A 21755-nucleotide genomic window follows, 5' to 3' on the forward strand; every position below is an offset into this window, starting at 1 on the left:
GACACCCCCCATGACGGAGAACACCAAGGCCAGTGCCGACCAGGTTGCCGCTTACCTGCGCGACAACCCGGATTACTTCCAGCACCGCCCGGAGTTGCTGGAGCTGCTGCGCCTGCCGGACTCCAAGGGGGAGGCCGTCTCCCTGCTGGAGCGCCAGGCCTCCATCCTCCGCGACCGCAACAATGAACTGCGCGACCGCCTCAACGGCCTGCTGGACGTGGCTCGGGAAAATGATCACCTGTTCGACAAGACCCGTCGCCTGACCCTGTCCCTGCTGGAAGCGCGCGGGGCGGAAAAACTGTTCCGCAACCTGCTCGCCAGCCTTGGCGATGATTTCCACTGTGACCGTGTCGCGCTGATGCTTTATGACCGGGAAATCCCCATCCTCGGCGACCTGCGCAACCAGATTCGCTGTGTCGACAGCGACGCCCTGCCCAGCGCCCTCAACCACCTGCTGCGTAACGGCAAGGCGGTGTGCGGTGCCATGCGCGAAGAGGAAATGCAGGCCCTGTTCCAGGAGCACGCCACCGACATCCGCTCCGCCGCCATGGTCCCCCTGGAGTACCAGGGCAAATTGGGACTGCTGGCCATCGGCAGCAAAAGCGCCATGCATTTCCGCAGCTCCCTGGGCACCCTGTTCATTACCCACATCGGCCAGGTACTGAGCCGACGCCTGCATGAAGTGCTGCGGCAATACCCGCATCAGGCAGCCAAAAAGATCAATGAACAGTGAACAGCGGAAGCCGCGATAAAGACACCGTTACTGCCTTCCTGCAACATCTGGAGTTCGAGCGCCGCCTCTCCCCCCACACCGTCAGCAATTACCAGCGTGACCTGAAAGACGCCTTCCGTCTCACCGGGCAGCGGGACTGGGCCACGCTCACCGTGCACGACATGCGCTCGCTGGTGGCCACCCTGCACCGGCAGGGAAAAGGCGGCAAGACCATTGCCCGTCTGCTCTCCACCCTGCGCACTTTCTACAGTTATTTGATGCGTGAGGGGCTGGCCCGTGATAACCCGGCGATGGATGTGCGACCACCGAAAAGCGGCAAGCGTCTTCCCAAGGCCCTGGATGCGGATCAGGTAGGCCAGCTGCTGGATGCGGGCACGGAAAAAGGCGACCCACTGAGCCTGCGCGACCAGGCGATCATGGAACTGTTCTACGCCTGCGGCCTGCGCCTGGCAGAACTGCTGAGCCTGGATCTGGATAGCCTGGACCTGAGTGCCGGCCAGCTACTGGTCACCGGCAAGGGCAACAAGACTCGCCAGCTGCCCATCGGCAAGCCGGCCCTCACCGCCGTACGCCGCTGGCTCAAGGCCCGCACCCTGTTTATCAAGGACAGTGAAGAGAAAGCGCTCTTTCTGAGCAAGAATGGCCGACGACTGTCCCCGTCCAGCGTGCAACAACGCCTTAAACGTCACGCTCTGGAGCGGGGCCTGGATGACCACTTGCATCCCCACAAGCTGCGCCATTCCTTTGCGACTCACCTGCTGGAATCTTCCGGCGACCTGCGTGCGGTGCAGGAACTGCTGGGCCATGCGGACCTGGCCACCACCCAGGTCTATACCCACCTGGATTTCCAGCACCTGGCCCAGGTCTATGATGGTGCTCACCCCCGAGCCCAGCGCCGCAAGGGGAACGACGAGGAGTCCTCCTGACCTCTGCCGCTTCCCGTAGGAGTTCCCTTTTCAGGGGACGAACCTCACGCAGCGAGGCGACAAAGGAGATCATTGTTCAAGGCTCTATCGCGCCTGGATATCCCTGATCACCCTATGGCCGATTCCGTGCTACGTACGGTTCGCCCCCTGGAAGGGAGCTCCTACAGCAGCTTCGCCTTCATGGCCGGGCCTCAGCCCTTGCCATGCGCTACAATAGCGCCATGAGCCGACTCAAACTGATTACCTTTGATCTGGACAACACCCTCTGGCCGGTGGACGAAGTGATTCGCCGGGCGGAGAAGGCATGCAGTGACTGGATCATCGACCGCCACCCGGAAGCCGCCCAGGCGCTGAGCGCCGAACGGGTCCGCGCCGTACGTACCGCCCTGCTGCGGGAACGACCGGACTATCTGGACAACCTGACCGCCCTGCGCCAGGACGCCATGGCCCGGGCCTTTACCGAACACGGCTTCAGCGCCGGCGAGGCGCGCAAGATTGCCGAGGAGGCCTTCCTGGTTTTCCACCGTGCCCGCAATCAGGTGACCTTTTTCCCCGGCGCCCTGGAGGTGCTCGAACAGCTGGCCGACAGCTACCAGCTGGGCGCCCTGACCAATGGCAACGCGGATCTGCAGCAGATCGGCATCGCCGGTCTATTCAGCTTCCACCACTCCGCAGAAACCATCGGGAAACGCAAACCCGCCCCGGACATGTTCCAGGCGGCCCTGGCATCCGCCGGCGTCGACGCCAGCCAGGCAGTCCATGTGGGGGATCATCCCCTGGAAGATGTGCATGCCGCGCGTGAACACGGCATGCATGCCATCTGGGCCAACCTGATAGATCTGGACTGGCCGGTTGATCTGGCCCACCCGCGTCACCATATCCATAATCTTCACGAACTCACTGACCTGGTACCCCTTTTCGATGACTAAGCGCGCGCAACTCGCCATCCTTCTGGACGACCTGCAGACAGAACTGGACCAACAGGGCCTGTGGGAACAGCAACCCCCTACGCCCGCTGCTTTCAACAGCAGCACGCCTTTCTTTGCCGACACCATGGCGTTCAGCCAGTGGCTGCAATGGGTGTTTATCGCCCGCTTCCGGGCCATTCTCGAGGCCGAGCACCCCCTCCCCGGTCAGTGCGACGTGAGCCCCATGGCGGAGGAAGCCCTGAAGGGCATGGAGCAGGATGTGAGTGAGATCATTGATCTGCTGAAGCAGTTCGACGAGCACTTTTAAGGGCGGCGGCAACAGGGAGCCGGAGGCATTTATCTGTAGGCGGTTACCTGCAAGCGAAACCCGAAAAACTGTAGGAGCGGAGCTCGAGCCGCGAACCGGGAGTGACACCAATCAGCTGGATTTGGCCTCGCACTGAGCAGGACCTGGCGCGCTCTGATATTCCTGATCGCCCTGCGGTCGATTTCCGCGCAAGCGCGGTTCGCACCTCAAGAGGTACTCCTATAGCGGCTTCGTAGGTATCTCGGAACTTGAGAAACTTTCCAGTCTTTCCCTATCCAATCGAGCGTAGCTTGTAGCTTGTAGCTACCGAATCACGCTATCCCTCAATAACGCCCGCCAGTCAGACTCCGCTTCGCCGGCGGAAAGCGTCCACAACCAGTCACCGTTTTCATCCAGCGCTTCCAGCGCCGTGATCACCTGCCCATCACCGGGCTTGCGCAGCCGCCACAGGCTCTGCATTTTTGCCATATCCAGCGACACCAGGGCACCGTTATGGACCAGATGACAATGGCTGTCTTGCCAGCGCGGTGACGACCAGGGTGCCGTCATGCACAGACGCACACCTTGATTGCCCACACACAGCGTGGTCGCCTCATCACGCCGCGAGGCTTCCGCCAGCACCGCCGGCAGGGTTTCCGGGCGTACCGGGCAGGCAAAGCTATCCCGCACCGAACGGTACAGAACCGACCGCTGGTTATCACAGCGCTGCAACAGGTGGGTGAAGTCCTCGTCATCGGCACTGCCGGCCCAGTCCCGCTCCAGCTGAGAGAGCGGCCCCAGTTCACCCGCCACCGCGCGGGGAAGTCCGGCGGGCAAGTTCAGGGTTTGCTGGTCGGGATGCAACATGGCGCAAACCAGCTCCTCGAATGCCAGACCTCCACTGTTCGGGGCCACCGCCATCTGTTGCAACGGTTGCCCCTGGCGATCAAAGAACACCAGACTGCGGGCGGGTAACGCACCGGTGGGCTCCAGCACCGCCAGCACCGAATGCCACTGGGACACCTGCAGACTTTGCCGTAACCGACAACGATCGCCCACCGATTCCAGCCACCATTCCCCTTCATGGAACGCCGGGTAATGCATGTTCTGGGAAACCCGGGAGCCACTGGTAAACGTCGTTACCACCAGTGAACCAAGTCGGTAGAGGGCCTTGAGAATGGCCAACGGTTCGTCCTGCAATCGTAAAACCCGATCACCGAGTGCGGCACCGCACTGACGAAGCAGAGGGGATGCCGCCGGCGCCGGGGACCACGCCATCACTGACATGCTGCCTCCAGATCGCCGCACCATCGATGCCTTGTCGACGGTGCTTGTTATTAGGTGTGGAAAGCTGGCGGCGGCTGGCGATCCACGTCAGGGAGAAAAGGGAGAGGCGTCTCGCAACGTACCTGAGACAACGAGACACTACCGCCCGACACGCACTGGGCGCCTCATTGCTCCAGGCATGATGCGTGCCTGATCACTTGGTAAGAATAAGCCGGTTATTGGACGTGCGGCGAAGCAGGTAACGCTCGCCGGCATGCTCGATCCAGAGTTTGCCCTGGTGGTTGAGCAGCAGACTGCTGGCAACACTGCTTTCTGCATTGATAGAAACCCGGCGGGTGGTGGCGGTGACGTTCTTCTTGAGCTGAGTCATGCTGGCCTCCTTGTCTGTATATGAGAATCATTATCATTATTGATTGGACAACCGTCAATCCTCATTTTCGTTTTTCTGACCAGGGTCACAAACCCGGTCAGACATCCCCGCTCTATCCACGCCAAAACGCTTTTGACATGCCAAGCCCCTTGCTGTTTTCCTCGCCGGGCAGGTTTTTACGTTCCCCTATCGAAAGCCCTGCACAACCGCGCTAGACTGAAATCATGAATACCGCGATGGCACACCCCATGACCGAATCCCCCCAGGAACGTCTGGCCGCTATCCTGGATAGCCACCAGCCTTCCTCCGTTGTTACCGTCAGCCTCAACCCCATCCCCGTCGTCAGCCAATGGTGCAAGGACCACGACTGCACGCTGGTGGAAATCCAGGAGCAGGACCCCTTTGCGGCACTGGAAGAGATCGAACGGGTGGATATGGCCATCGTGGCCGACCAGCTGGAATACATGAGTCAGCGTGATGGCGAAGCCCTGATGGGCTTGCTGCGCAACCTGCACACGGACTCCATGGTGGCGGTGTACCAGCCCAACCTGGCGCCACAGAAATTGCGCTGGCCCAGCAACGGGTTTCTGGCACTGGGTTGCCGGGAGCAGGGACACTTTGCCCAGGAAGGTCGTGAGCTGAATATCTACAGCTACGATCTGGACAACTACAACTTTGAGCGCAAATGGAACAACCCGCGCTTCTGGGCCAACCCGGAAAACTGGGGCAAGTACTGGTGGTAAACACCCCACCGGTTATTCCGTAGGGTGCACTGAGCCTAAGGCGAACTGCACCCTACCTGCGGCCAACCCCATTACACGACCCTCCCATCACAAGCCCGCAACGCCTATTCGCCCGCTTTCTCTGTGAACTGCGCGCCCGCTGTGGTGAAATAACGCCTTTCCCGCTGAACTTTCCAGCCTCAACTTTGCAACCGACATGATCAGCCAACGTTTTCGCGAAATTCTCTATTTCTGGTGGCGCAATCTCGGGCCCATTTTTCTGGTGACGGCCCCCTTTGCCCTGCTCACTGAAGCCAGCCAGTGGCTGTTTGGACCCAGCTTTGTGTTCCCGGAAGAGGCTGGCGGGGCGCTGCAGTTCAGCGGCATCAGCCTGGCCATCGTGCTGCTCAGTCGTCCGCTGGCAGAAGGGACACTGATTGCCCAGCTGGCTGCGGCGCGCTCGGGCAAACCGGCGGGCCTGCTTCATTGTCTGGCCGCTGCCGTGCTGGTCTACCCCATGTTGCTGGCCACCTATGCCATCATGGCTGTTGGCGTCTCGCTGGGCTGGCTGGCGTTTTTCTTCCCGGCCCTGTGGGTCTACACGCGCCTGTGTTTTGCCCCGTTTCTGGTGGTTCTGAAACGCCGCAATCCCATCGATGCCCTGCGCCAATCCTTCGCCATGACACAAGACCAGCAGTGGCCTCTGCTGCTGATTCTGGTGCTGGTATTCCTTGCCTTTGTGTTGATGAGCAGCATCCTGGCATCGCTGGTCACTGCCGTCGTCAGTCAACCCCAGGCGGCGGCGCTGCTGGTGGGCCTGCCGGTGAGTCTGATCAGCGCGCTGGTCAATGTGGCGGTGTTCCGCTACTGGGAAATGGCCCAGGACAACGTGACCCATTAAAACCGCATCGGGTGGCGGTCCCGGTTTCAGGTTACCGTCACCCCTCCCGCACCCGCCGCAATAACTCCCGCAACCCCGACACCCGCCACTGACGTTTTGTCACCGACTTCGACCAAAGCCCCCATGGCATGCGGGCGTTTTGATGGCATACTGCCCTGAAGAATAAACCAACCGGGGATATGTCGTGCCACAACACACTATGCATCTGAGCTGGAACGCCCATGGCGAGGATCACTACCTCTGGCACCTGGCCGATGGCAACGAAGTCCGTGTGGTGGATGGCCATCATGGCCAGCAGGAATTCATGGAGCCGGAGGAGGCCTTTATCGCCGCCCTGGCCAGCTGTCACCTGCTGTCATTTCTCACCGAAGCGGCCCGCGACGGCCTGTCCGTAACCAGCTACGACGATGATCCCCAGGCGACCCTGGGCCAGAACGAGCAGGCAATGATCTACGTGCGGCAGGTATTGCTGCAGCCGTTGGTCACTTTCAGTGGAGAACAACCGGACGCCGCCAAGATCCAGGCCCTCCACCAGCGCGCCCACGAGAAATGCTTTATTGCCCAGTCAGTGAAGAGTGAAGTGTTGATCGAGCCGAGAGGATGAATCAGCGACGAGCTTCCAGCTGCGACGTGGGCAAGACAGAGCGAATCGATTGAGCCCGGTTTTATGTAGGAGCTATGCTTGCATGGCGAACCGCACTTGCGCGGAAATCGCCCGTGGGGCGATCAGGAATATCAGCGCTCGACAGGTTTCAGAAAGAATGACGGGCAGACATGGGGCCCGGTTCGCCATGCAAGCATAGCTCCTACAGCGGCTTCGTAGAGGTGCCTATCCAACCGAGCGTAGCTCGTCCCTATTTCCGTTCGTAGACCACGAAGGAATAATCGTAGGGATTCGGCCCTTCTGCGGGAAAATCTTCCCGGCCGATCTCTTTCCATTCGGAGGTGTCGTACTCCGGAAACCAGGTATCGCCATCCACCTCGGCATGCACTTCGGTGAGATAGAGCCGGTCCGCTTGCGGCAGGGCCAGGGCATAGATCTCCGCCCCGCCCATCACCACGGCTTCGTCCTGTCCTTCGATGAAGGCCACGTTCTCCGCCAGGGTCACCGCTTCGTCCAGGGTCGCCACCACCTTGGCTCCCTCCGCCTGAAAATCCGCTTGGCGAGTAATCACGATATTGGTACGACCCGGGAGCGGCTTGCCCAGGGAATCCCAGGTCTTGCGACCCATGATCACCGGCTTGCCGAAAGTGACCTGCTTGAAGTATTTGAGGTCGTTGGGCAGATACCAGGGCAGCTTGTTGTTACGCCCGATGACACGGTTACTGGCCTTGGCCACCATCAGGGAAAGTCGGATGGACATGAAAAAACTCTATAGTCTGACGCCGGACGTCTGAAGTCGGACGCAAGGATTTTAGTCGTCAGACGCCGGCCCTCCGACGTCAGACTCGTCTCAAATTGCCACCGGCGCCTTGATATGGGCGTGGGGCTCGTAATCACTCAGGGTGAAGTCGTCGAAGGTGAAGGCAAACAGGTCCTTCACCGCCGGATTCAGGGTCATGGTGGGCAGCGGGCGCGGCTCCCGGGACAGCTGGGTATCCGCCTGCTCCAGGTGATTGGAATACAGATGCGCATCCCCCAGGGTGTGCACGAAATCACCGGGCTGCAGATCGCACACCTGCGCCATCATCAATGTCAGCAATGCATAGGAGGCAATGTTGAACGGCACGCCCAGGAAAATATCGCCGCTGCGCTGATACAGCTGACAGCTCAACTTGCCATCCGCCACATAGAACTGGAACAGACAGTGGCACGGCGGCAGTGCCTGCTTGCCGGCAGCCGCATTGTCCTTCGGGGAGATGGACGGATCCGGCAGCACCGCCGGGTTCCAGGCACTGACCACCAGACGACGGGAATCCGGATTGCGTTTGATCTCCGCCAGCACCTCGCTGATCTGATCAATGACACGGCCATCCTGGGTTTTCCAGCTGCGCCATTGTTCGCCATACACCGGGCCCAGCTCGCCGTCAGGCGTCGCCCACTCATCCCAGATGGACACCCCGTTTTCCTTCAGATAACGGATATTGGTGTCGCCGGACAGAAACCACAGCAGCTCGTGAATGATCGAGCGCAGATGCAGCTTCTTGGTAGTGACCATGGGAAACCCTTCACCCAGATCAAACCGCATCTGATACCCGAACACCGCATAGGTGCCGGTGCCGGTACGGTCTTCCTTGAAGGTGCCATGCTCACGCACATGGCGCAGCAGATCGAGATATTGCTTCATGAACGACTCCGGGAAGGGGTAACGGCGCGATCATCATGACGGTAGGCCCAGACCATCATGGCGGCACCGAGAAGTATCATCGGGATGCTCAGCAGCATTCCCATGGTCAGCCAGCCACCGGCCAGATAACCCAGGTGGGCGTCCGGCTCACGGAAGAATTCCACGAAGGTGCGGCCCAGGCCATAGCCCACACCAAACAAGCCGGTTACTGCCCCGGCGGGCCTTGGCTTGGCCGAATAGAACCACAGCACGATAAACAGCAGCACCCCTTCCAGCGCAAACTCATACAGCTGGGACGGATGACGGGGCAGGCGATCCGGATCCGTGGGAAACACCATGGCCCAGGGCACGTCACTGGTGCGCCCCCACAGCTCCGCATTGATAAAATTGCCCAGCCGGCCGGTGGCCAGGCCGATCGGCACCATGGGTACCATGAAATCCGCCACCTGGAAAAACCGCTTGTTGGTCTTGCGGCCGAACAGCCAGAACGCCACCAGCACGCCAATGGCGCCACCGTGGAAGCTCATGCCGCCGTCCCACAGCTTGAACAGCCAGATCGGATCATCCAGGAACTTGCCGAAGTTATAGAACAGCACATAGCCCAGACGGCCACCCAGGATCACCCCCATGGCGCCGTAGAAGATCAGGTCTCCCACCTGGTCCTTGGTCCAGCCTGAGTTCGGCTGTTTGGCGCGATACACCCCCAGCAGCCAGGCGGCGGCAAAGCCGATCATGTACATCAGGCCGTACCAGTGCACCTTGAGGGGACCAATGGCAATCGCCACCGGATTAATCTGCGGAAATTCCATAATGCCTATCCCAAAACCAGCCTGAGGCCGATGATAAACAACACCACCGCGAACACCTTTTTCAGCATGGCTGAAGGCAGCCGGTGGCTGAGTCGCGCCGCCAGTCGGGCGAACGGAAAACTGGTGAGCACTATACCGGCTGTTGCCGGCAAAAACACATAGCCCAGCGCCCCTTCAGGGAGGCGGGTTTCCTGCCAGCCGGCCACCGCAAAACCCAGGGTGCCGGCGACGGCAATGGGCAGGCCACAGGCGGACGCGATGGCCACCGCTTCCTGCATTCTCAGACGGCACCAGCTCAGAAACGGCACCGTCAACGAGCCGCCGCCAATACCGAAAATGGCAGAGCCGGTACCAATCAGCACGCCGGCCACACCCAGCCCCGCGGCACCGGGCACCCGCTCCGGCAGGTTCGCCTCCGGCGCCTTGCGGCCCGTCAGCGCCATCTGTAAGGCAATTACCATGGCAAAGAGACCGAACAACCGGGTCAGCAGTTCCCCTTTCATGGCATCGGCGATAAAGGCCCCGGCGAAGGCCCCCAGCACAATCCCCACGCCCAGCCGCAACACCACCGGCCAGCGCACAAAGCCCGCCTTGTGATGGGTGCGCACCGCGCTGATGGAGGTAATCATGATGGTGCTCAGGGAGGTGGCCACCGCCATCTTCGCCACCAGATCAGCAGGAAAACCAAGCCCGTGAAACAGGAAAATCAGCGCCGGCACGATGACCACGCCACCGCCCAGACCCAGCGCCCCGGCCAGCAGACCGGCGCCCACACCGACTCCCAGACAAATCAGAAACAGTTCCCACATTGGCCAGCCCTTAGCGCCGGTTCATAATCTCTACGCAAGGCAGGTATGCTAGCACGCTACATGTGTCACACGCTGGCGGGATTACCCTTCCCGTTGGAGCCTGGCTCGCAAGGCGAAGGCACCAACCCATCCCCCTGATTGACGGGCAAGTTTCATGTGCATTGTGCTTTTCGACTGGCAACCGGATTCCCCGACTCCCCTGCGGATGGCCGCCAACCGTGACGAATTCCACGCCCGCCCCGCCGAGCCCGCCCGCTGGCGCGGCGATATCTTCTGTGGCCTGGATCTGACCGCCGGCGGCACCTGGCTGGGTATCCACCGCCATGGTCGTATCGCCGTGGTCACCAACTACCGGGAACCCATTGCCGAACGGCAAACCGGCGAACGCTCACGGGGTCTGTTGCCGCTGGCCTTCCTGGAAGGCAACGACTCCCCGGAACGGTTCTGTCAGGCGCTGGCCGAAGAGCAACATCACTACGGCGCCTTCAACCTGCTGGTGGGCACCCCGGAGAGCCTCTGGTACATCGGCAACCGGGGAGCCCCACCCCAGGCGGTCACACCGGGCGTTCACGGCCTGTGTAACGGTCTGCTGGACGACCCCTGGCCCAAGGTGCAGCGGGCCAAACAACATCTGGCCAACGCCATCACCGCCAACTGCAGCACAGAACAGCTCATGGAAGTGGTCAACGATCACTACCAGCCACCGGACAGCGAACTGCCCGATACCGGCGTCGGCATGGAACTGGAACGTCTGGTGGCCCCGGTCTTTATCCAGTCCCCCGGCTACGGCACCCGGGCCAGCAGCGTCGTCGAACTGTCCCGCCACAGCGATCCGATCATGCTGGAACAGGGCTGGTTGCCGGACGGGACGGCGGACGGGGCGCTACGGCGCAGCCACCCCTGACCGGACCGGTTATCGACCCAGCATCAGCCCCGCATAAAACCGCACCATGTGCGGGTATTGCTCACGGGGAAGACGTTCGTTATGGCCGTGAAAGCGGGCCAGATCGTCCTGTCCCAGGGACACCGGCATAAACCGGAACACCTGATCGGAGAGAGACTGATAGTGACGGGCATCGGTGCCGGCAATCAGCAGGTAGGGCGCGACCACCGGCTGTTCCGGTAACGCCCGCGCCAGCGCCGCCAAGCGATCAAAGGTGGCAGAGGGAATCCCGGTGACCGGGGAAGGGTCGGACAGGAAGGCCCCCCTGGACGTGACGCTGATACTGTCCGGTAATGCTTTTTCCAAATAGGCCCGCAGACTGTCCCGGGTTTCTCCCGGCGCCAGCCGGAAATTCAGGGTGGCGCTGGCGGTGGCCGGCAGCACATTTTCCTTTACCCCGGCACTCAGCAAGGTGGGTGCCATGGTGGTACGCAGCAACGCATTGGTTTCCGGCTTGCCTTCCAGCTGACGCACAATCAGCGGCTCGAACAACCACAGATTGGCCAGCACCAGTCGTTTGGCAAAGGGCTGGTGCGGCGCGACCTGCTCCAGCATTTTGCGCGTCGGGCCACTCAGAGACGCCGGACGGGGATGGGTCTGCAGGTGGTCGATGGCCGCCGCCAAGTCACCGATGGCGGTTGTCTGCGGGGGGCGTGACGAATGCCCGGGCTCGGCCTCTGCCTGCAATTCCACCGTCATGTAGCCCTTCTCGGCAATGCCCATCAGCGCCACCGGACGATCCAGGCCCAGGGTGCTGCCCGGCAGCATCATGCCCCCCTCATCCAGAATCAGGGCAAAGCGCAGGCCCTGCTCTTCCAGCCAGGCGGCCATCTTCATCGCCCCCTCGCGCCCGCCGATTTCCTCATCGTGACCAAACGCCAGATAAACATCGCAGGCGGGCGTCTGGCCAGTTTTCAGCAAGGCCTCCGTGGCTTCCAGAATCGCCATCAGGCTGCCCTTGTCATCCAGGGCGCCGCGACCCCAGACAAAGTCGTCATCCACCACACCGGCGAACGGCGGATGCTGCCATTTTTCCGGGGATGACACCGGCACCACATCCTGATGGGCCAGCAACAACTGGGGTGGACAGTCATTCTGGCTGTCCCAGTGATACAGCAGGCTATGGCCAAAGGGCTTCACAGAGAGGGTCTGGTGGGTCAACGGAAAACGGTCGCGGAGAAATCCATGGAACCCCACAAAGGCATCGGGCTGATCCGGCAGAGTCGGAAACCGCAGGGCCATTGCCAGCCGCTCCACCATGGCGTCCTCGTCCACGGCTTGCGTCAAATCGGGCAGTTCAGCAACCCGGCTGTCTGCCTGCGGCAATGTCAGGGTGTGATAGAGCAATACCGCGAGCAGGATAAGCACGGCCAGCGCCAGCAATTGCAGCAAGCGTTTCATGTTCAGCCCTCATGTCTTGTTGTTATGGCTGGCGCGCTGTGTGGTCAGACCAGCGCCTTGCGATTACGCAGCAATTCGCCCAGCCCAGCCTTGTCCAGTTGCAGATCCACGTAGGCAGCGATGACCTCGCCGTTATCCATGGCCAGCACTTCGTTGAGCAGCTGACGGGTAAAGCTGGCTTTCACCTGGCGCACGGCGGCTTTCACCTTCAGCAGGTTGGAGGCATTCATGGACAACGCATTGACCCCCATGGCCATGAGCAACAATGCCGAGCCCACTTCCCCGGCCATTTCCCCGCAGACAGACACCGGCACTCCTTCCTCATGGGCCTGCTCAACCACATGCAAGATGGCGTGCAGCACCGCCGGGTGATAGGAGTTGTAAAGGGACGCCACCTGTCGGTTGTTGCGGTCCACCGCCAACAGGTACTGGGTCAGGTCGTTGGTGCCAATGGACAGGAAGTCCACCCGCTGGGCCAGCGCCCGGGCCTGGTAGACGGCAGCGGGCACTTCGATCATCACCCCCACCTGGGGCATGGGAATGTCCAGCCCTTCATCACGGACTTCCAGCCAGGCCCGGTGAATCAGGTGCTGCGCCTCTTCCGCTTCAATCACGCTGGTGACCATGGGCAGCATGATGCGCAGGTTGTCCAGGCCATCACTGGCCTTGAGCATGGCGCGCACCTGCACCATGAAAATTTCCGGATGATCCAGGGTGACACGGATCCCCCGCCAGCCCAGGAAGGGGTTTTCTTCCTCGATGGGGAAGTAGCTCAGTGACTTGTCGCCACCGATATCCAGGGTCCGCATGGTTACCGGATGCGGCGCGAAGGCAGCCAACTGCTCCCGGTAGATGACTCGCTGCTCTTCCTCGGAGGGAAAGCGATCGCGAACCATGAAGGGAATTTCCGTGCGGTACAGTCCGACACCTTCAGCACCGCGCTCGATGGAGCGGTTGATGTCGGTCATCAGTCCGGTGTTCACCTGCAGAGGGATACGGACACCGTCCAGGGTTTCCGCCGGCTCATCGCGCAGCTTTTCCAGGCCCGCCTGAAGATTGGCTTCCTCGGCGATGATCTCTTCGAACTGCTCCTTGAGCTCCGGCGAGGCATTGGCCACCACCCGGCCACGGAAACCATCAACGATGATTTCCTTGTCGTCCATTTGTTTCAGCGGCAGGTTCTGGGCGCCCACCACGGTGGGAATGCCCATGGCCCGGGCGACGATGGCCATGTGCGAGTTGCGCGAGCCCCGGGTCGTCACGATGCCGCGAATTCGCTCACGGGGGACTTCCATCAGCATGGGCGCGGAAATATCTTCACCCAGCAAAATGCAGTCATCCGGAAACACGATATGCCGGCGATTCTGGCTCTGCAGCTGCGCCAGCACCCGCCGCCCCAGATCGCGCACATCCGCCGCCCGTTCGCGCAGATAGGGGTCATCCATCATCTCGAAGTTGCGCACATGGGCATCCACCACAGTACGCAAGGCCCCCTGGGCCCACTGGCCCTCACGAATATGCACGATCACTTCAGCGGGCAGCGCATGCCGGTCCAGCATGCGCAGGTAGACATCAAACAGCGCCTGCTCTTCCGCACCCAGGCTTTTCGAGGCGCGCTCGGCCAGGTCCCGCACTTCCTGACGCACCCGCACCAGCGCATCATCCAGGCGAGCGATTTCCGCGCTGACATCCTCCACCTGACGATCCGGCACAGCCGACAGATCCGCCGCCGGGAACAGCAGAACCCCGAAACCGATGGCCGCACCCGGGCAGCCCGGTAGACCATCATAAAAACTGGGCAGGTCCACCCCGCCCGCATCCAGCTGATCGAACAGCACCCCGGAGGCATGGGCGTGGGCAATCACCGCCGACAGCTGGGCGGAGATGGTAACCAGAAAGGCTTCTTCACTCTGGTCGAAACGGCGCACATCCCGCTGCTGCACCACCATCACCCCCAGCACCTTGCCATGGTGCATCACCGGCACACCGAGAAAAGCATGGAACGGATCTTCGCCGGTTTCCGCCAGGTAATGGAATTTGGGATGACTGAAAGCGTCTTCCAGGTTCACCGGCTCTTCGCGCAGGCCAACCTGGCCCACCAGACCCTCCGACAACCCCAGGCTCACGTGACCCACCGCTTCCTGCTTGAGCCCCTCGGAAGCCATCAAGACATAACGCTGCTCTTCTTCGTTACGCAGATAAATGGAGCACACTTCGGTGCCCATGGCATCGCGGACCCGCTTTGCCATCAGGTTGAGCGCGGAAGGGATATCCGCCGCGTTGTTCACTTCCTGGACAATGCGGCGCAGGGTATCAAGCATTGGGGTTGTCTCCCGGTGACATCGGCTTTCTCTCCTGCTCCGCCCGCTCGCCCTTCAGCGCCGGGGCCAGTTCACGCAGGGCACGGGCATAAACGCCCCGTTTGAAATGCACCACCTTGCGAATCGGGTACCAGTAATTTACCCAGCGCCAGGCCTTGAATTCCGGGCTCTCGCTGGCGAACAGATCAATCGCCTCATCTTCCGCCGTCAGGCGCAGCAAAAACCATTTCTGTCGCTGACCAATACAATGGGGGCGATTTCTCGGCCGACGCAGAAAGCGGCGCGGCAGACGATAGGTCAACCAGCCCTCCGTGCTGGCCACAATCTCAACGTGTTCAGGGCGGAGTCCGACCTCTTCTTCCAGCTCACGGAAAAGCGTTTCCTCCGGTGTTTCGCCGGGCATCATGCCCCCCTGGGGAAATTGCCAGGCATCGCGGTTACCCACCCGGCGACCCCAGAATACACGGCCATCCTGGCCGGCAATGATGATCCCGACGTTCAGCCGGAATCCCTTTTCATCAATAATGCCTGTCATGGTGTCTCTACGAGCCGACACACCATTGTCGACTCTGGCTCCTTGTTGACCCATTAAACCTTGCCGGGCAACCCGCAATCAATGCACAACCGTGCAACATCCGGTCCACAATCCACGATCCCCCTGCCGGCAAGGCCCCGAGCCATCCTGTCGCTCCCTATAACTTGTCATTCGCTTCGCATAAACTGTGCCGTTCACGTAAGGAGAGGCCATGACGCTCGCAATTTTCGACCTGGACAACACCCTGATCGCTGGCGATTCCGACCACCTGTGGGGGGACTGGCTGGTGGAAAAAGGCATTGTCGACCAGCAGCACTACAAGGAAACCAACGACCAGTTCTATGTGGATTACCAGAATGGTCGGCTGGACATCATGGCGTACCTGCGCTTTTCCCTGAAAGTGCTGGCCGAGCATGACATGGCCCAGCTTCACTTCTGGCGCGAGCAGTTTCTGGCGGAAACCCTGGATGCCATGTGGCTGCCCAAGGCAGAGGCCCTGCTGCAGAAGCACCGGGACCAGGGGCACACCCTGATGATCATTACCGCCACCAATGATTTCGTCACCGCACCGCTGGCGGACCGGCTGGGCGTGGACCACCTGATTGCCACCGTGGCGGAATGCAAGCGCGAGCGCTACACCGGCAATGTGGCCGGCACTCCCAGCTATCGGGATGGCAAGGTGGAACGACTGGCGGAGTGGCTGCGCGCCAACGACGAAACGCTGACTGACAGCTGGTTCTATAGCGATTCCCACAACGACCTGCCGCTACTCAGGAAAGTCGACAACCCGGTGGCCGTGGATCCGGATGCCACCCTGGATCGGGAAGCGCGTGAGCAGGGTTGGCCAATCATCAGCCTGCGCTGAGACTGATACCAAGGGGAAGGGGAACCATGCGTTATTTTTTCGCCGTATTACTGGCACTGGTGTTGGCCGCTTGCGACAGCAACGCACCGGAACCGGCGCCGAGCGAAGAGAGGGATACGTCCATCACCGAGGCGGAGATCCCCGCCAGTGACTGGCAGCAGAACGCCGATAAGGCTTTTCAGGACAGCGCCGCCGCGTGGCAGCAAGCCCTGCATGATTTCACTGAGACCCGTGAACAGGCCCAGCTCGACGCGTTGCGCGATCGGCTTGAGGAATGGTATGCCGCCTTTGTGGATCACTACCTGCTTGCCGCCAGTCGCGCCTGCCAACTCAAGCAACAGGAATTGCTCAACCGCATGGACACCTGGCCCCTTTACCCCGGCTACCTGGATGCCCTGCCGGAATGGCCCGAGTCCGGCCTGATCAGTGATCCCTATCTGGAAATGACCCGAAAATCCCTGCGTGTCCAGCACGGCGCCACGGATGCCAGTGAAGCCAGCCTGGGCTTTGCCGCCCTGTTTGTGGCACTCAATGGCACGGGGGAGACCGCCAAGGCATTACCCCTGCTGGCTGGCGATGACGAGATCGCCCTGCGCCGCCGCCAGTATCTGCAGCTGGCTGGCGAGCAACTACAGGCCGATGCCAAACTGCTGTCCGTGGACGCCCCCCTGGATTCACCCTCCCTGAAATGCGGGCTGGAACATACCCTGGCCCGTACCGCCCACAGAGACAGCACCGATCTGGAAGCGGAAGGCCTGTTTATTCCGGCAACCGTGCGCGAAGTGAATGCAAAACGGTTGATGGAGGGTGTGCGCAATATGGATCAGACCACTCTGGAAGCCTGGGCAGAAAAAGCACCGGGGATTGAAGAAGCCATCGCCGCATCGAAGAAAGCCGGCAGCGAGGCGCTGCAGGAGTGGCTGGATCAGCCCTGAGCGAATAAAGCCTTTGCAGGAGCGGCGCTCTAGCCGCGAAGAAAAGCGTTTCGAGAAACGAGTCACGAGGAGCGAAAACCTGGTCTCTCCGTCTTTCAGGTTTTGGTTTTCGAAACTCGCTTCTCGCAACTCGATACCGTGATAATCGCGCCGCCAGCGACGCTCCTACAGCCAATCACAGCAATAGGCGAAGAGATTCTCACGTCGGCAAGAATCACTACCCACAAAAAAAGCCCGACGGACTTTCACCCGGCGGGCTTTTTTTGTGCTGAACGCTACTTAGAAATTGTAGCGGCCAAACACACCGTAGGTATCACGGTCGCCACCCACAACAACGCGGGCGCCCAGATCCACCACCGGGGTCAGTTTGAACAGACCCTGGCCGTAAACACCCAGATCATCATCGTACAGGTCCATGTAGGTCAGGCCACCGGACAGCTCCAACTGCTCGGTCGTCGCGTGACGCAGACCACCGCGCAATTCGAAACCGATTTCATCATCGGAATTGCCCGGATCAAAATCCCGGTCATCGTAAAGGATGTCGGCAGTGGTCACGAAGTCCAGACCCCGCTGCAGGGGGGTATGGAAACCGGCACCGGCGGAAAGGCGAGTGCCATCCACGTCGCCGTCAGGGAACGGGCCACGGTCATAATCACCGTCAAAGAAACCCAGGCTACCGCGCAGGAAAATATGCTCATCCAGAGCGAATGAACCCTCAGCGGTCAGCGCGTCCACATCCACATCGTTATCCAGATCCCAGCGATCATAGGCCAGCTGGCCGTAGGTGTAGGAAAAGCCGTTATCGCGAACCATGGACGTCCGCTGCTCCGCCATGGCCGGTGCAGCAACAGCCAGGGCAATCCCTGACACAAGCAAAGTTTTCTTAAACATAGAAAAGGTCCTCTCAATATTGATAAACGGCATCAATGTGCTCGCACTGTAGTGGCAATATGGAGTCTCAGGCGCGCGAGCAGTTCCGCCTTTTTGACAGTTTTATAAAAATTTTCAATGCCGGCACCGGGTTATAGCACGGGCTTGACCTTGGGGTTACCCTGAAGTTTGACAATCTGTGACAGCAGGCATGGTTCCATCCCCATCGCCCACGGAGACCCGGATGCAGACACAGAGGTTCGCGATTCAGGGCGCCAGCTGCCAGGGCTGCGTCCGCAAGATTCACCAGTCGCTTGGCGCCCTCCCCGGCGTCGACGATGTGCAGGTGGATCTGGACACCCAGCTGGTGACCGTCACTGGCAACGCCGACAGCGCCGCCGTGCAGGCAGCCCTGTCCAGGGCCGGCTATGCTTCCGATACGCCGCCGCAGGAGGCTCCGTCCTCCCCCGCCAGCCGCGACCATGAGCAGCAGCTGGCCATCACCGGCGCCACCTGTGCGGCCTGTGTACGCACCATCGAAAACGCCCTGCGCCACACACCCGGCGTCACCCGGGCCCAAATGAATTTTGCCGATCGCACTGCCAGAGTCAGCGGTACTGCGGATACCCAATCCCTGATTGATGCTGTGGAGCGGGCGGGCTATGGCGCCAGTCCCGTGGACGACAACGATGAGGATGGCGCCCGCGAGCAGCAGGAACAACAGCACTATCGTCAGTTACTCCGCCATATGTGGCTGGGCCTGGGGCTGGGTGTCCCGTTAATGGCCTGGGGGCTGCTGGGTGGCGACATGATGGTTCGCCCCGGCCAGACCAGCCAGTGGGCCTGGCTGGGGATCGGCCTGATGACCCTGGCGGTGCTGGCGACCGCAGGCCGCCATTTCTTTGTCGGTGCCTGGAAAGCGTTTCGCAATCACAACGCCAACATGGATACCCTGATCGCCCTGGGGACCGGCGCCGCCTGGGTCTATTCCATGGCCGTGGTATTGATCCCCACCGCCCTGCCGGAAGCCGCCCGCCACGTGTACTTCGAAGCCAGCGCCATGATCATCGGCCTGATCAACCTGGGTCAGGCACTGGAAGTCCGTGCCCGGGGCAAAACCAGCGCGGCGGTAAAACGCCTGCTGGATCTGGGCGCCAAAACCGCCCGGGTAGTCCGCGATGGCCCGAATCAGGAAAAACGGGAAGAGGATATTCCCGTGGAGCAAGTGCAGACCGACGACATCCTGCGGGTGCGCCCCGGAGAGAAAATTGCCGTGGACGGTATCGTCGAGGAAGGGGAAAGCCGGCTGGATGAATCCATGCTCACCGGCGAACCCATGCCGGTGCGCAAGGCCATCGGTGATACGGTCAGCGCCGGCACCCTCAATGAAGGCGGCACCCTGCTCTACCGGGCCACCGCCGTGGGCAAGGACACCGCCCTGTCGCGGATCGTGGCGCTGGTAAAGAAAGCCCAGGGCAGCAAGCCGCCCATTGGGCGTCTGGCCGACCACGTCTCCGCCGTCTTCGTGCCTGCCATCATGCTGATCGCCGTGGTCGCTGCCCTGGCCTGGTTCAACCTGGGACCGGAGCCACGCATCACCCACATGCTGATCAGTGCCACCACGGTGCTGATCATTGCCTGCCCCTGCGCCCTGGGGCTGGCCACCCCCATGTCGGTCATGGTCGGCGTCGGCAAGGCCGCGGAACACGGCATTCTGATTCGTGAGGGGGACGCCCTGCAGACCAGCAGCAAGCTGGACACCATTGTGCTGGACAAGACCGGCACCATCACCGAAGGCAAACCGGCGCTCACCGAGATTCTCTGTGCCGAGGGCCAGCAGGAAGACACCCTGCTGCAACTGGCCGCCAGCCTGGAAAGCGGCTCCGAGCATCCATTGGCACGCGCCATCGTGGGAGCGGCGGAGCAGCGTGAAATCAGCCCGGACCGGGCCGACAATTTCCAGGCCCTCAACGGCAAGGGCGTCAGCGCCACCCTGAACGGCAAACACTACCGGCTCGGCAACCGCCGCTGGCTGGAAAGCGAAGGCATCACCGTCAGCCTGAACAGCGACTCGCTCACCGAGCGTGGCGCCACCCCCCTGTTCCTGGCCGAAGACAACACCCTGCTCGGCATCCTCGGCGTGGCCGACCGTATCAAGGAAGATTCCCGGGAGGCCATTGCCCGTCTGAAAGATCAGGGCCTCACCGTGGTGATGATGACCGGTGACATCCAGGCCAGCGCCGACGCCATCGCCAAACAGGTGGGCGTGGATCAGGTGATGGCGGAAGTGCTGCCTGAAGACAAGGCGAAAAAAGTGAAGTCACTGCAGGAAGAGGGCCGTATCGTGGCCATGGTCGGCGACGGCATCAATGATGCCCCGGCGCTGGCCCAGGCGGATGTGGGCTTTGCCATCGGCACCGGCACCGACGTGGCCATCGAATCCGCCGCCATCACCCTGATGGGCGGCTCCCTGCACGGCGTCGCCGATGCCATGGCAATCTCCGCCGCCACGGTACGCAACATCAAGCAGAACCTGTTCGGCGCCTTTATCTACAACAGCCTGGGCGTGCCCGTTGCCGCCGGGGCGCTCTACCCGCTCACCGGTAGCCTGCTCAGCCCGGTGATTGCCGGCGCCGCCATGTCGCTCAGCTCGGTGACCGTGGTCAGCAATGCCAACCGGTTGCGGCTGTTCAACCCTCAGCGAGGCAAGTCATGACACTGCTGATCAATCTTGCCGGCCTGTTGCTGATGATGGGGATCGTCTGGTGGTTCTGGCTGTCCAATTCCACTGGAAAAAGCCAGGCTGTCAGTGATCAAGACACCACCATTGTAGTCGCGGATGGCGTCTACAAGCCGGCCACCCTGCATGCCAGGGCCGGGGAGACTCTGACCCTGCACTTCGACCGACGGGATCCTTCCCCCTGCGCCGAGCAGGTGGTGTTCCACGGGCTCGACGTGAGCGAATTTCTGGAAACAGGTAGCATCACCACCGTGACCCTGAACAACCCGCCCGCCGGCGAGTACCGTTTTACCTGTCAGATGCAGATGTATCAGGGCAGATTGATTGTCAGCCCCGCAACTGCCCCACGCATGAAAGAGGAAACATGATGAAAGTCTTTTCGGCACTCCTGTTAGCTTTTCTGGTCACCGCCTGCGGTGATGACGGTCCGCCCGAGCCCCAGGCCACCGAAGCGGCTCCCGCCGCCGCTGAAGCAACAAAAACCGCCAGCACCGACAAGGTCCTGGAAGTCTACAAATCCCCGACCTGTGGCTGCTGTGGTGCCTGGGTGGATCACATGAAAGACAATGGCTACCAGGTGGTTGTCCACGAACAGCAGAACCTGCAATCCATCAAGGAAAAGGCCGGCATCCTCCCCGGACAGGGCTCCTGCCACACCGCCTTCATCGACGGCTATGCCATTGAAGGACATGTACCGGCTGCCGATGTGGACCGGCTACTGGCCGAGCGCCCGGACGCCAGGGGACTCACCGTGCCCGGCATGCCGGTGGGTTCCCCGGGCATGGAAATGGGCGACCGCGTGGATGCCTACGACGTGCTGCTGTTTGATGAAAACAGCACCGAAGTATTCAGCCACTACCCCGGGAACTGAATAGCGCCAGACCCGGCCGTAGGAGCGTCGCTGGCGGCGCGATATCCCAACTGCTGAAAAGACGGATTGACCACAGAAAGCACAGATATCACGGAGAACAAGACAAGTTTTCTCTGTGTGCTCTGTGCCCTCGGTGGGGAAAATGCTTTTGATCCTGGTGTGAAGGATCGCGCCGCCAGCGACGCTCCTACGGCCAGGACTGACCACCTACAGA

Annotated in this window: 23 protein-coding genes; 13 read left to right on the top strand and 10 right to left on the bottom strand. The window is 61.2% G+C overall.

Features of this window, described 5'->3' with window-relative positions; all coding sequences use genetic code 11:
* The first annotated feature begins 10 nt into the window (after window positions 1-10).
* The 4 genes from C4S63_RS12500 to C4S63_RS12515 all read left to right on the top strand — a co-directional run bounded on the left by C4S63_RS12500 (window position 11) and on the right by C4S63_RS12515 (window position 2895).
* On the top strand, window positions 11-733 hold the full coding sequence (locus C4S63_RS12500) for a DUF484 family protein (protein ID WP_062815615.1): 723 nt from the start codon (window positions 11-13) through the stop codon (window positions 731-733).
* Complete coding sequence (gene xerC / locus C4S63_RS12505; protein ID WP_103917748.1) at window positions 730-1659, top strand: tyrosine recombinase XerC; 930 nt, start codon at window positions 730-732, stop codon at window positions 1657-1659. The genes C4S63_RS12500 and xerC overlap by 4 nt, the downstream gene beginning before the upstream one ends.
* Window positions 1660-1880: 221 nt before the next feature.
* Window positions 1881-2588 (top strand): HAD family hydrolase, encoded by a 708-nt coding sequence (locus C4S63_RS12510; RefSeq protein ID WP_062815991.1) that lies wholly within the window; start codon window positions 1881-1883, stop codon window positions 2586-2588.
* Window positions 2581-2895, top strand: a complete 315-nt coding sequence (locus C4S63_RS12515; RefSeq protein WP_103917749.1) for a YqcC family protein — start codon at window positions 2581-2583, stop codon at window positions 2893-2895. The genes C4S63_RS12510 and C4S63_RS12515 overlap by 8 nt, the downstream gene beginning before the upstream one ends.
* Window positions 2896-3198: 303 nt before the next feature.
* Here the strand turns inward: C4S63_RS12515 and C4S63_RS12520 are convergent, their stop codons facing one another.
* Both C4S63_RS12520 and hemP read right to left on the bottom strand, forming a co-directional pair.
* Entirely contained in the window at window positions 3199-4161 is a 963-nt protein-coding gene (locus C4S63_RS12520; protein ID WP_062815612.1) for a ChuX/HutX family heme-like substrate-binding protein, read from the bottom strand.
* Window positions 4162-4354: 193 nt separating this feature from the next.
* Complete coding sequence (gene hemP, locus C4S63_RS12525) at window positions 4355-4531, bottom strand: hemin uptake protein HemP (RefSeq protein WP_062815611.1); 177 nt, start codon at window positions 4529-4531, stop codon at window positions 4355-4357.
* A gap of 224 nt (window positions 4532-4755) precedes the next feature.
* Here hemP and C4S63_RS12530 point away from each other — a divergent pair, with 224 nt between their 5' ends.
* The 3 genes from C4S63_RS12530 (at window position 4756) to C4S63_RS12540 (ending at window position 6758) form a co-directional block, all read left to right on the top strand.
* The gene (locus C4S63_RS12530; RefSeq protein ID WP_062815610.1) at window positions 4756-5274 is read left to right on the top strand and encodes a DUF6231 family protein; all 519 of its coding nucleotides are present in this window, start codon (window positions 4756-4758) and stop codon (window positions 5272-5274) included.
* 196 nt (window positions 5275-5470) lie between these two features.
* Window positions 5471-6154, top strand: a complete 684-nt coding sequence (locus tag C4S63_RS12535; RefSeq protein ID WP_062815609.1) for a hypothetical protein — start codon at window positions 5471-5473, stop codon at window positions 6152-6154.
* Window positions 6155-6338: 184 nt separating this feature from the next.
* Window positions 6339-6758 carry an OsmC family protein gene (locus C4S63_RS12540; RefSeq protein WP_235000009.1) on the top strand — a complete coding sequence of 140 codons (420 nt, stop codon included), beginning with the start codon at window positions 6339-6341 and terminating at the stop codon, window positions 6756-6758.
* 250 nt (window positions 6759-7008) lie between these two features.
* Here C4S63_RS12540 and C4S63_RS12545 read toward each other — a convergent pair whose 3' ends face one another.
* From C4S63_RS12545 to C4S63_RS12560, 4 genes are all read right to left on the bottom strand, one after another.
* Window positions 7009-7518, bottom strand: coding sequence for a dihydrofolate reductase (locus C4S63_RS12545; RefSeq protein WP_062815607.1), 510 nt, complete (start codon window positions 7516-7518; stop codon window positions 7009-7011).
* Window positions 7519-7608: 90 nt separating this feature from the next.
* Window positions 7609-8442: a thymidylate synthase gene (locus C4S63_RS12550; RefSeq protein WP_103917751.1), complete on the bottom strand. Its 834-nt coding sequence runs from the start codon at window positions 8440-8442 to the stop codon at window positions 7609-7611.
* The gene (lgt, locus tag C4S63_RS12555; protein ID WP_103917752.1) at window positions 8439-9251 is read right to left on the bottom strand and encodes a prolipoprotein diacylglyceryl transferase; all 813 of its coding nucleotides are present in this window, start codon (window positions 9249-9251) and stop codon (window positions 8439-8441) included. The genes C4S63_RS12550 and lgt overlap by 4 nt, the downstream gene beginning before the upstream one ends.
* A 5-nt stretch (window positions 9252-9256) precedes the next feature.
* Entirely contained in the window at window positions 9257-10060 is an 804-nt protein-coding gene (locus C4S63_RS12560; protein ID WP_063509016.1) for a sulfite exporter TauE/SafE family protein, read from the bottom strand.
* A 154-nt stretch (window positions 10061-10214) separates the two neighbouring features.
* On the opposite strand from C4S63_RS12560, the gene C4S63_RS12565 reads away from it, so the two are divergent.
* Window positions 10215-10964 (top strand): NRDE family protein, encoded by a 750-nt coding sequence (locus tag C4S63_RS12565; protein ID WP_103917753.1) that lies wholly within the window; start codon window positions 10215-10217, stop codon window positions 10962-10964.
* 9 nt (window positions 10965-10973) lie between these two features.
* Here C4S63_RS12565 and C4S63_RS12570 read toward each other — a convergent pair whose 3' ends face one another.
* From C4S63_RS12570 to C4S63_RS12580, 3 genes are read right to left on the bottom strand one after another with little or no spacing between them, the layout of a single operon-like run.
* Window positions 10974-12404, bottom strand: a complete 1431-nt coding sequence (locus C4S63_RS12570; RefSeq protein WP_103917754.1) for a M20/M25/M40 family metallo-hydrolase — start codon at window positions 12402-12404, stop codon at window positions 10974-10976.
* A 44-nt stretch (window positions 12405-12448) separates the two neighbouring features.
* A complete protein-coding gene (gene ptsP / locus C4S63_RS12575) occupies window positions 12449-14725 on the bottom strand; it encodes a phosphoenolpyruvate--protein phosphotransferase (RefSeq protein ID WP_062815601.1) in 2277 nt (758 codons plus the stop codon).
* Window positions 14718-15260: an RNA pyrophosphohydrolase gene (locus tag C4S63_RS12580; protein ID WP_103917755.1), complete on the bottom strand. Its 543-nt coding sequence runs from the start codon at window positions 15258-15260 to the stop codon at window positions 14718-14720. The genes ptsP and C4S63_RS12580 overlap by 8 nt, the downstream gene beginning before the upstream one ends.
* Window positions 15261-15471: 211 nt before the next feature.
* Between C4S63_RS12580 and C4S63_RS12585 the strand changes: the two genes are divergently transcribed.
* Together C4S63_RS12585 and C4S63_RS12590 are read left to right on the top strand one after the other, a co-directional pair.
* Complete coding sequence (locus tag C4S63_RS12585; protein ID WP_062815599.1) at window positions 15472-16125, top strand: HAD family phosphatase; 654 nt, start codon at window positions 15472-15474, stop codon at window positions 16123-16125.
* Window positions 16126-16151: 26 nt separating this feature from the next.
* Entirely contained in the window at window positions 16152-17060 is a 909-nt protein-coding gene (locus tag C4S63_RS12590; RefSeq protein WP_103917756.1) for a hypothetical protein, read from the top strand.
* Window positions 17061-17339: 279 nt separating this feature from the next.
* On the opposite strand, the gene C4S63_RS12595 is transcribed toward C4S63_RS12590, so the two are convergent.
* A complete protein-coding gene (locus C4S63_RS12595) occupies window positions 17340-17951 on the bottom strand; it encodes an outer membrane beta-barrel protein (protein WP_103917757.1) in 612 nt (203 codons plus the stop codon).
* A 223-nt stretch (window positions 17952-18174) separates the two neighbouring features.
* On the opposite strand from C4S63_RS12595, the gene C4S63_RS12600 reads away from it, so the two are divergent.
* From C4S63_RS12600 to C4S63_RS12610, 3 genes are read left to right on the top strand one after another with little or no spacing between them, the layout of a single operon-like run.
* A complete protein-coding gene (locus C4S63_RS12600; protein WP_103917758.1) occupies window positions 18175-20646 on the top strand; it encodes a heavy metal translocating P-type ATPase in 2472 nt (823 codons plus the stop codon).
* On the top strand, window positions 20643-21038 hold the full coding sequence (locus C4S63_RS12605) for a cupredoxin domain-containing protein (protein ID WP_063509769.1): 396 nt from the start codon (window positions 20643-20645) through the stop codon (window positions 21036-21038). The genes C4S63_RS12600 and C4S63_RS12605 overlap by 4 nt, the downstream gene beginning before the upstream one ends.
* Entirely contained in the window at window positions 21035-21541 is a 507-nt protein-coding gene (locus C4S63_RS12610) for a DUF411 domain-containing protein (protein WP_103917759.1), read from the top strand. The genes C4S63_RS12605 and C4S63_RS12610 overlap by 4 nt, the downstream gene beginning before the upstream one ends.
* Window positions 21542-21755: the final 214 nt, after the last annotated feature.

The sequence above is a fragment of the Alcanivorax sp. DSM 26293 genome, assembly GCF_900107995.1.
Lineage (GTDB): Bacteria > Pseudomonadota > Gammaproteobacteria > Pseudomonadales > Alcanivoracaceae > Alcanivorax.

What these genes read in the sequence shown, in the direction of transcription:
- C4S63_RS12515 (WP_103917749.1), top strand. Translation starts at nt 2,581, where the DNA reads ATGACTAAGCGCGCGCAACTCGCCATCCTTCTGGACGACCTGCAGACA.
- C4S63_RS12590 (WP_103917756.1), top strand. Translation starts at nt 16,152, where the DNA reads ATGCGTTATTTTTTCGCCGTATTACTGGCACTGGTGTTGGCCGCTTGC.
- C4S63_RS12595 (WP_103917757.1), bottom strand. Translation starts at nt 17,951, where the DNA reads ATGTTTAAGAAAACTTTGCTTGTGTCAGGGATTGCCCTGGCTGTTGCT.
- C4S63_RS12585 (WP_062815599.1), top strand. Translation starts at nt 15,472, where the DNA reads ATGACGCTCGCAATTTTCGACCTGGACAACACCCTGATCGCTGGCGAT.
- C4S63_RS12565 (WP_103917753.1), top strand. Translation starts at nt 10,215, where the DNA reads ATGTGCATTGTGCTTTTCGACTGGCAACCGGATTCCCCGACTCCCCTG.
- C4S63_RS12535 (WP_062815609.1), top strand. Translation starts at nt 5,471, where the DNA reads ATGATCAGCCAACGTTTTCGCGAAATTCTCTATTTCTGGTGGCGCAAT.
- C4S63_RS12580 (WP_103917755.1), bottom strand. Translation starts at nt 15,260, where the DNA reads ATGACAGGCATTATTGATGAAAAGGGATTCCGGCTGAACGTCGGGATC.
- C4S63_RS12570 (WP_103917754.1), bottom strand. Translation starts at nt 12,404, where the DNA reads ATGAAACGCTTGCTGCAATTGCTGGCGCTGGCCGTGCTTATCCTGCTC.
- hemP (WP_062815611.1), bottom strand. Translation starts at nt 4,531, where the DNA reads ATGACTCAGCTCAAGAAGAACGTCACCGCCACCACCCGCCGGGTTTCT.
- C4S63_RS12605 (WP_063509769.1), top strand. Translation starts at nt 20,643, where the DNA reads ATGACACTGCTGATCAATCTTGCCGGCCTGTTGCTGATGATGGGGATC.
- ptsP (WP_062815601.1), bottom strand. Translation starts at nt 14,725, where the DNA reads ATGCTTGATACCCTGCGCCGCATTGTCCAGGAAGTGAACAACGCGGCG.
- C4S63_RS12550 (WP_103917751.1), bottom strand. Translation starts at nt 8,442, where the DNA reads ATGAAGCAATATCTCGATCTGCTGCGCCATGTGCGTGAGCATGGCACC.
- C4S63_RS12545 (WP_062815607.1), bottom strand. Translation starts at nt 7,518, where the DNA reads ATGTCCATCCGACTTTCCCTGATGGTGGCCAAGGCCAGTAACCGTGTC.
- C4S63_RS12560 (WP_063509016.1), bottom strand. Translation starts at nt 10,060, where the DNA reads ATGTGGGAACTGTTTCTGATTTGTCTGGGAGTCGGTGTGGGCGCCGGT.
- lgt (WP_103917752.1), bottom strand. Translation starts at nt 9,251, where the DNA reads ATGGAATTTCCGCAGATTAATCCGGTGGCGATTGCCATTGGTCCCCTC.
- C4S63_RS12500 (WP_062815615.1), top strand. Translation starts at nt 11, where the DNA reads ATGACGGAGAACACCAAGGCCAGTGCCGACCAGGTTGCCGCTTACCTG.
- C4S63_RS12600 (WP_103917758.1), top strand. Translation starts at nt 18,175, where the DNA reads ATGCAGACACAGAGGTTCGCGATTCAGGGCGCCAGCTGCCAGGGCTGC.
- C4S63_RS12520 (WP_062815612.1), bottom strand. Translation starts at nt 4,161, where the DNA reads ATGTCAGTGATGGCGTGGTCCCCGGCGCCGGCGGCATCCCCTCTGCTT.
- C4S63_RS12530 (WP_062815610.1), top strand. Translation starts at nt 4,756, where the DNA reads ATGAATACCGCGATGGCACACCCCATGACCGAATCCCCCCAGGAACGT.
- C4S63_RS12610 (WP_103917759.1), top strand. Translation starts at nt 21,035, where the DNA reads ATGATGAAAGTCTTTTCGGCACTCCTGTTAGCTTTTCTGGTCACCGCC.
- C4S63_RS12510 (WP_062815991.1), top strand. Translation starts at nt 1,881, where the DNA reads ATGAGCCGACTCAAACTGATTACCTTTGATCTGGACAACACCCTCTGG.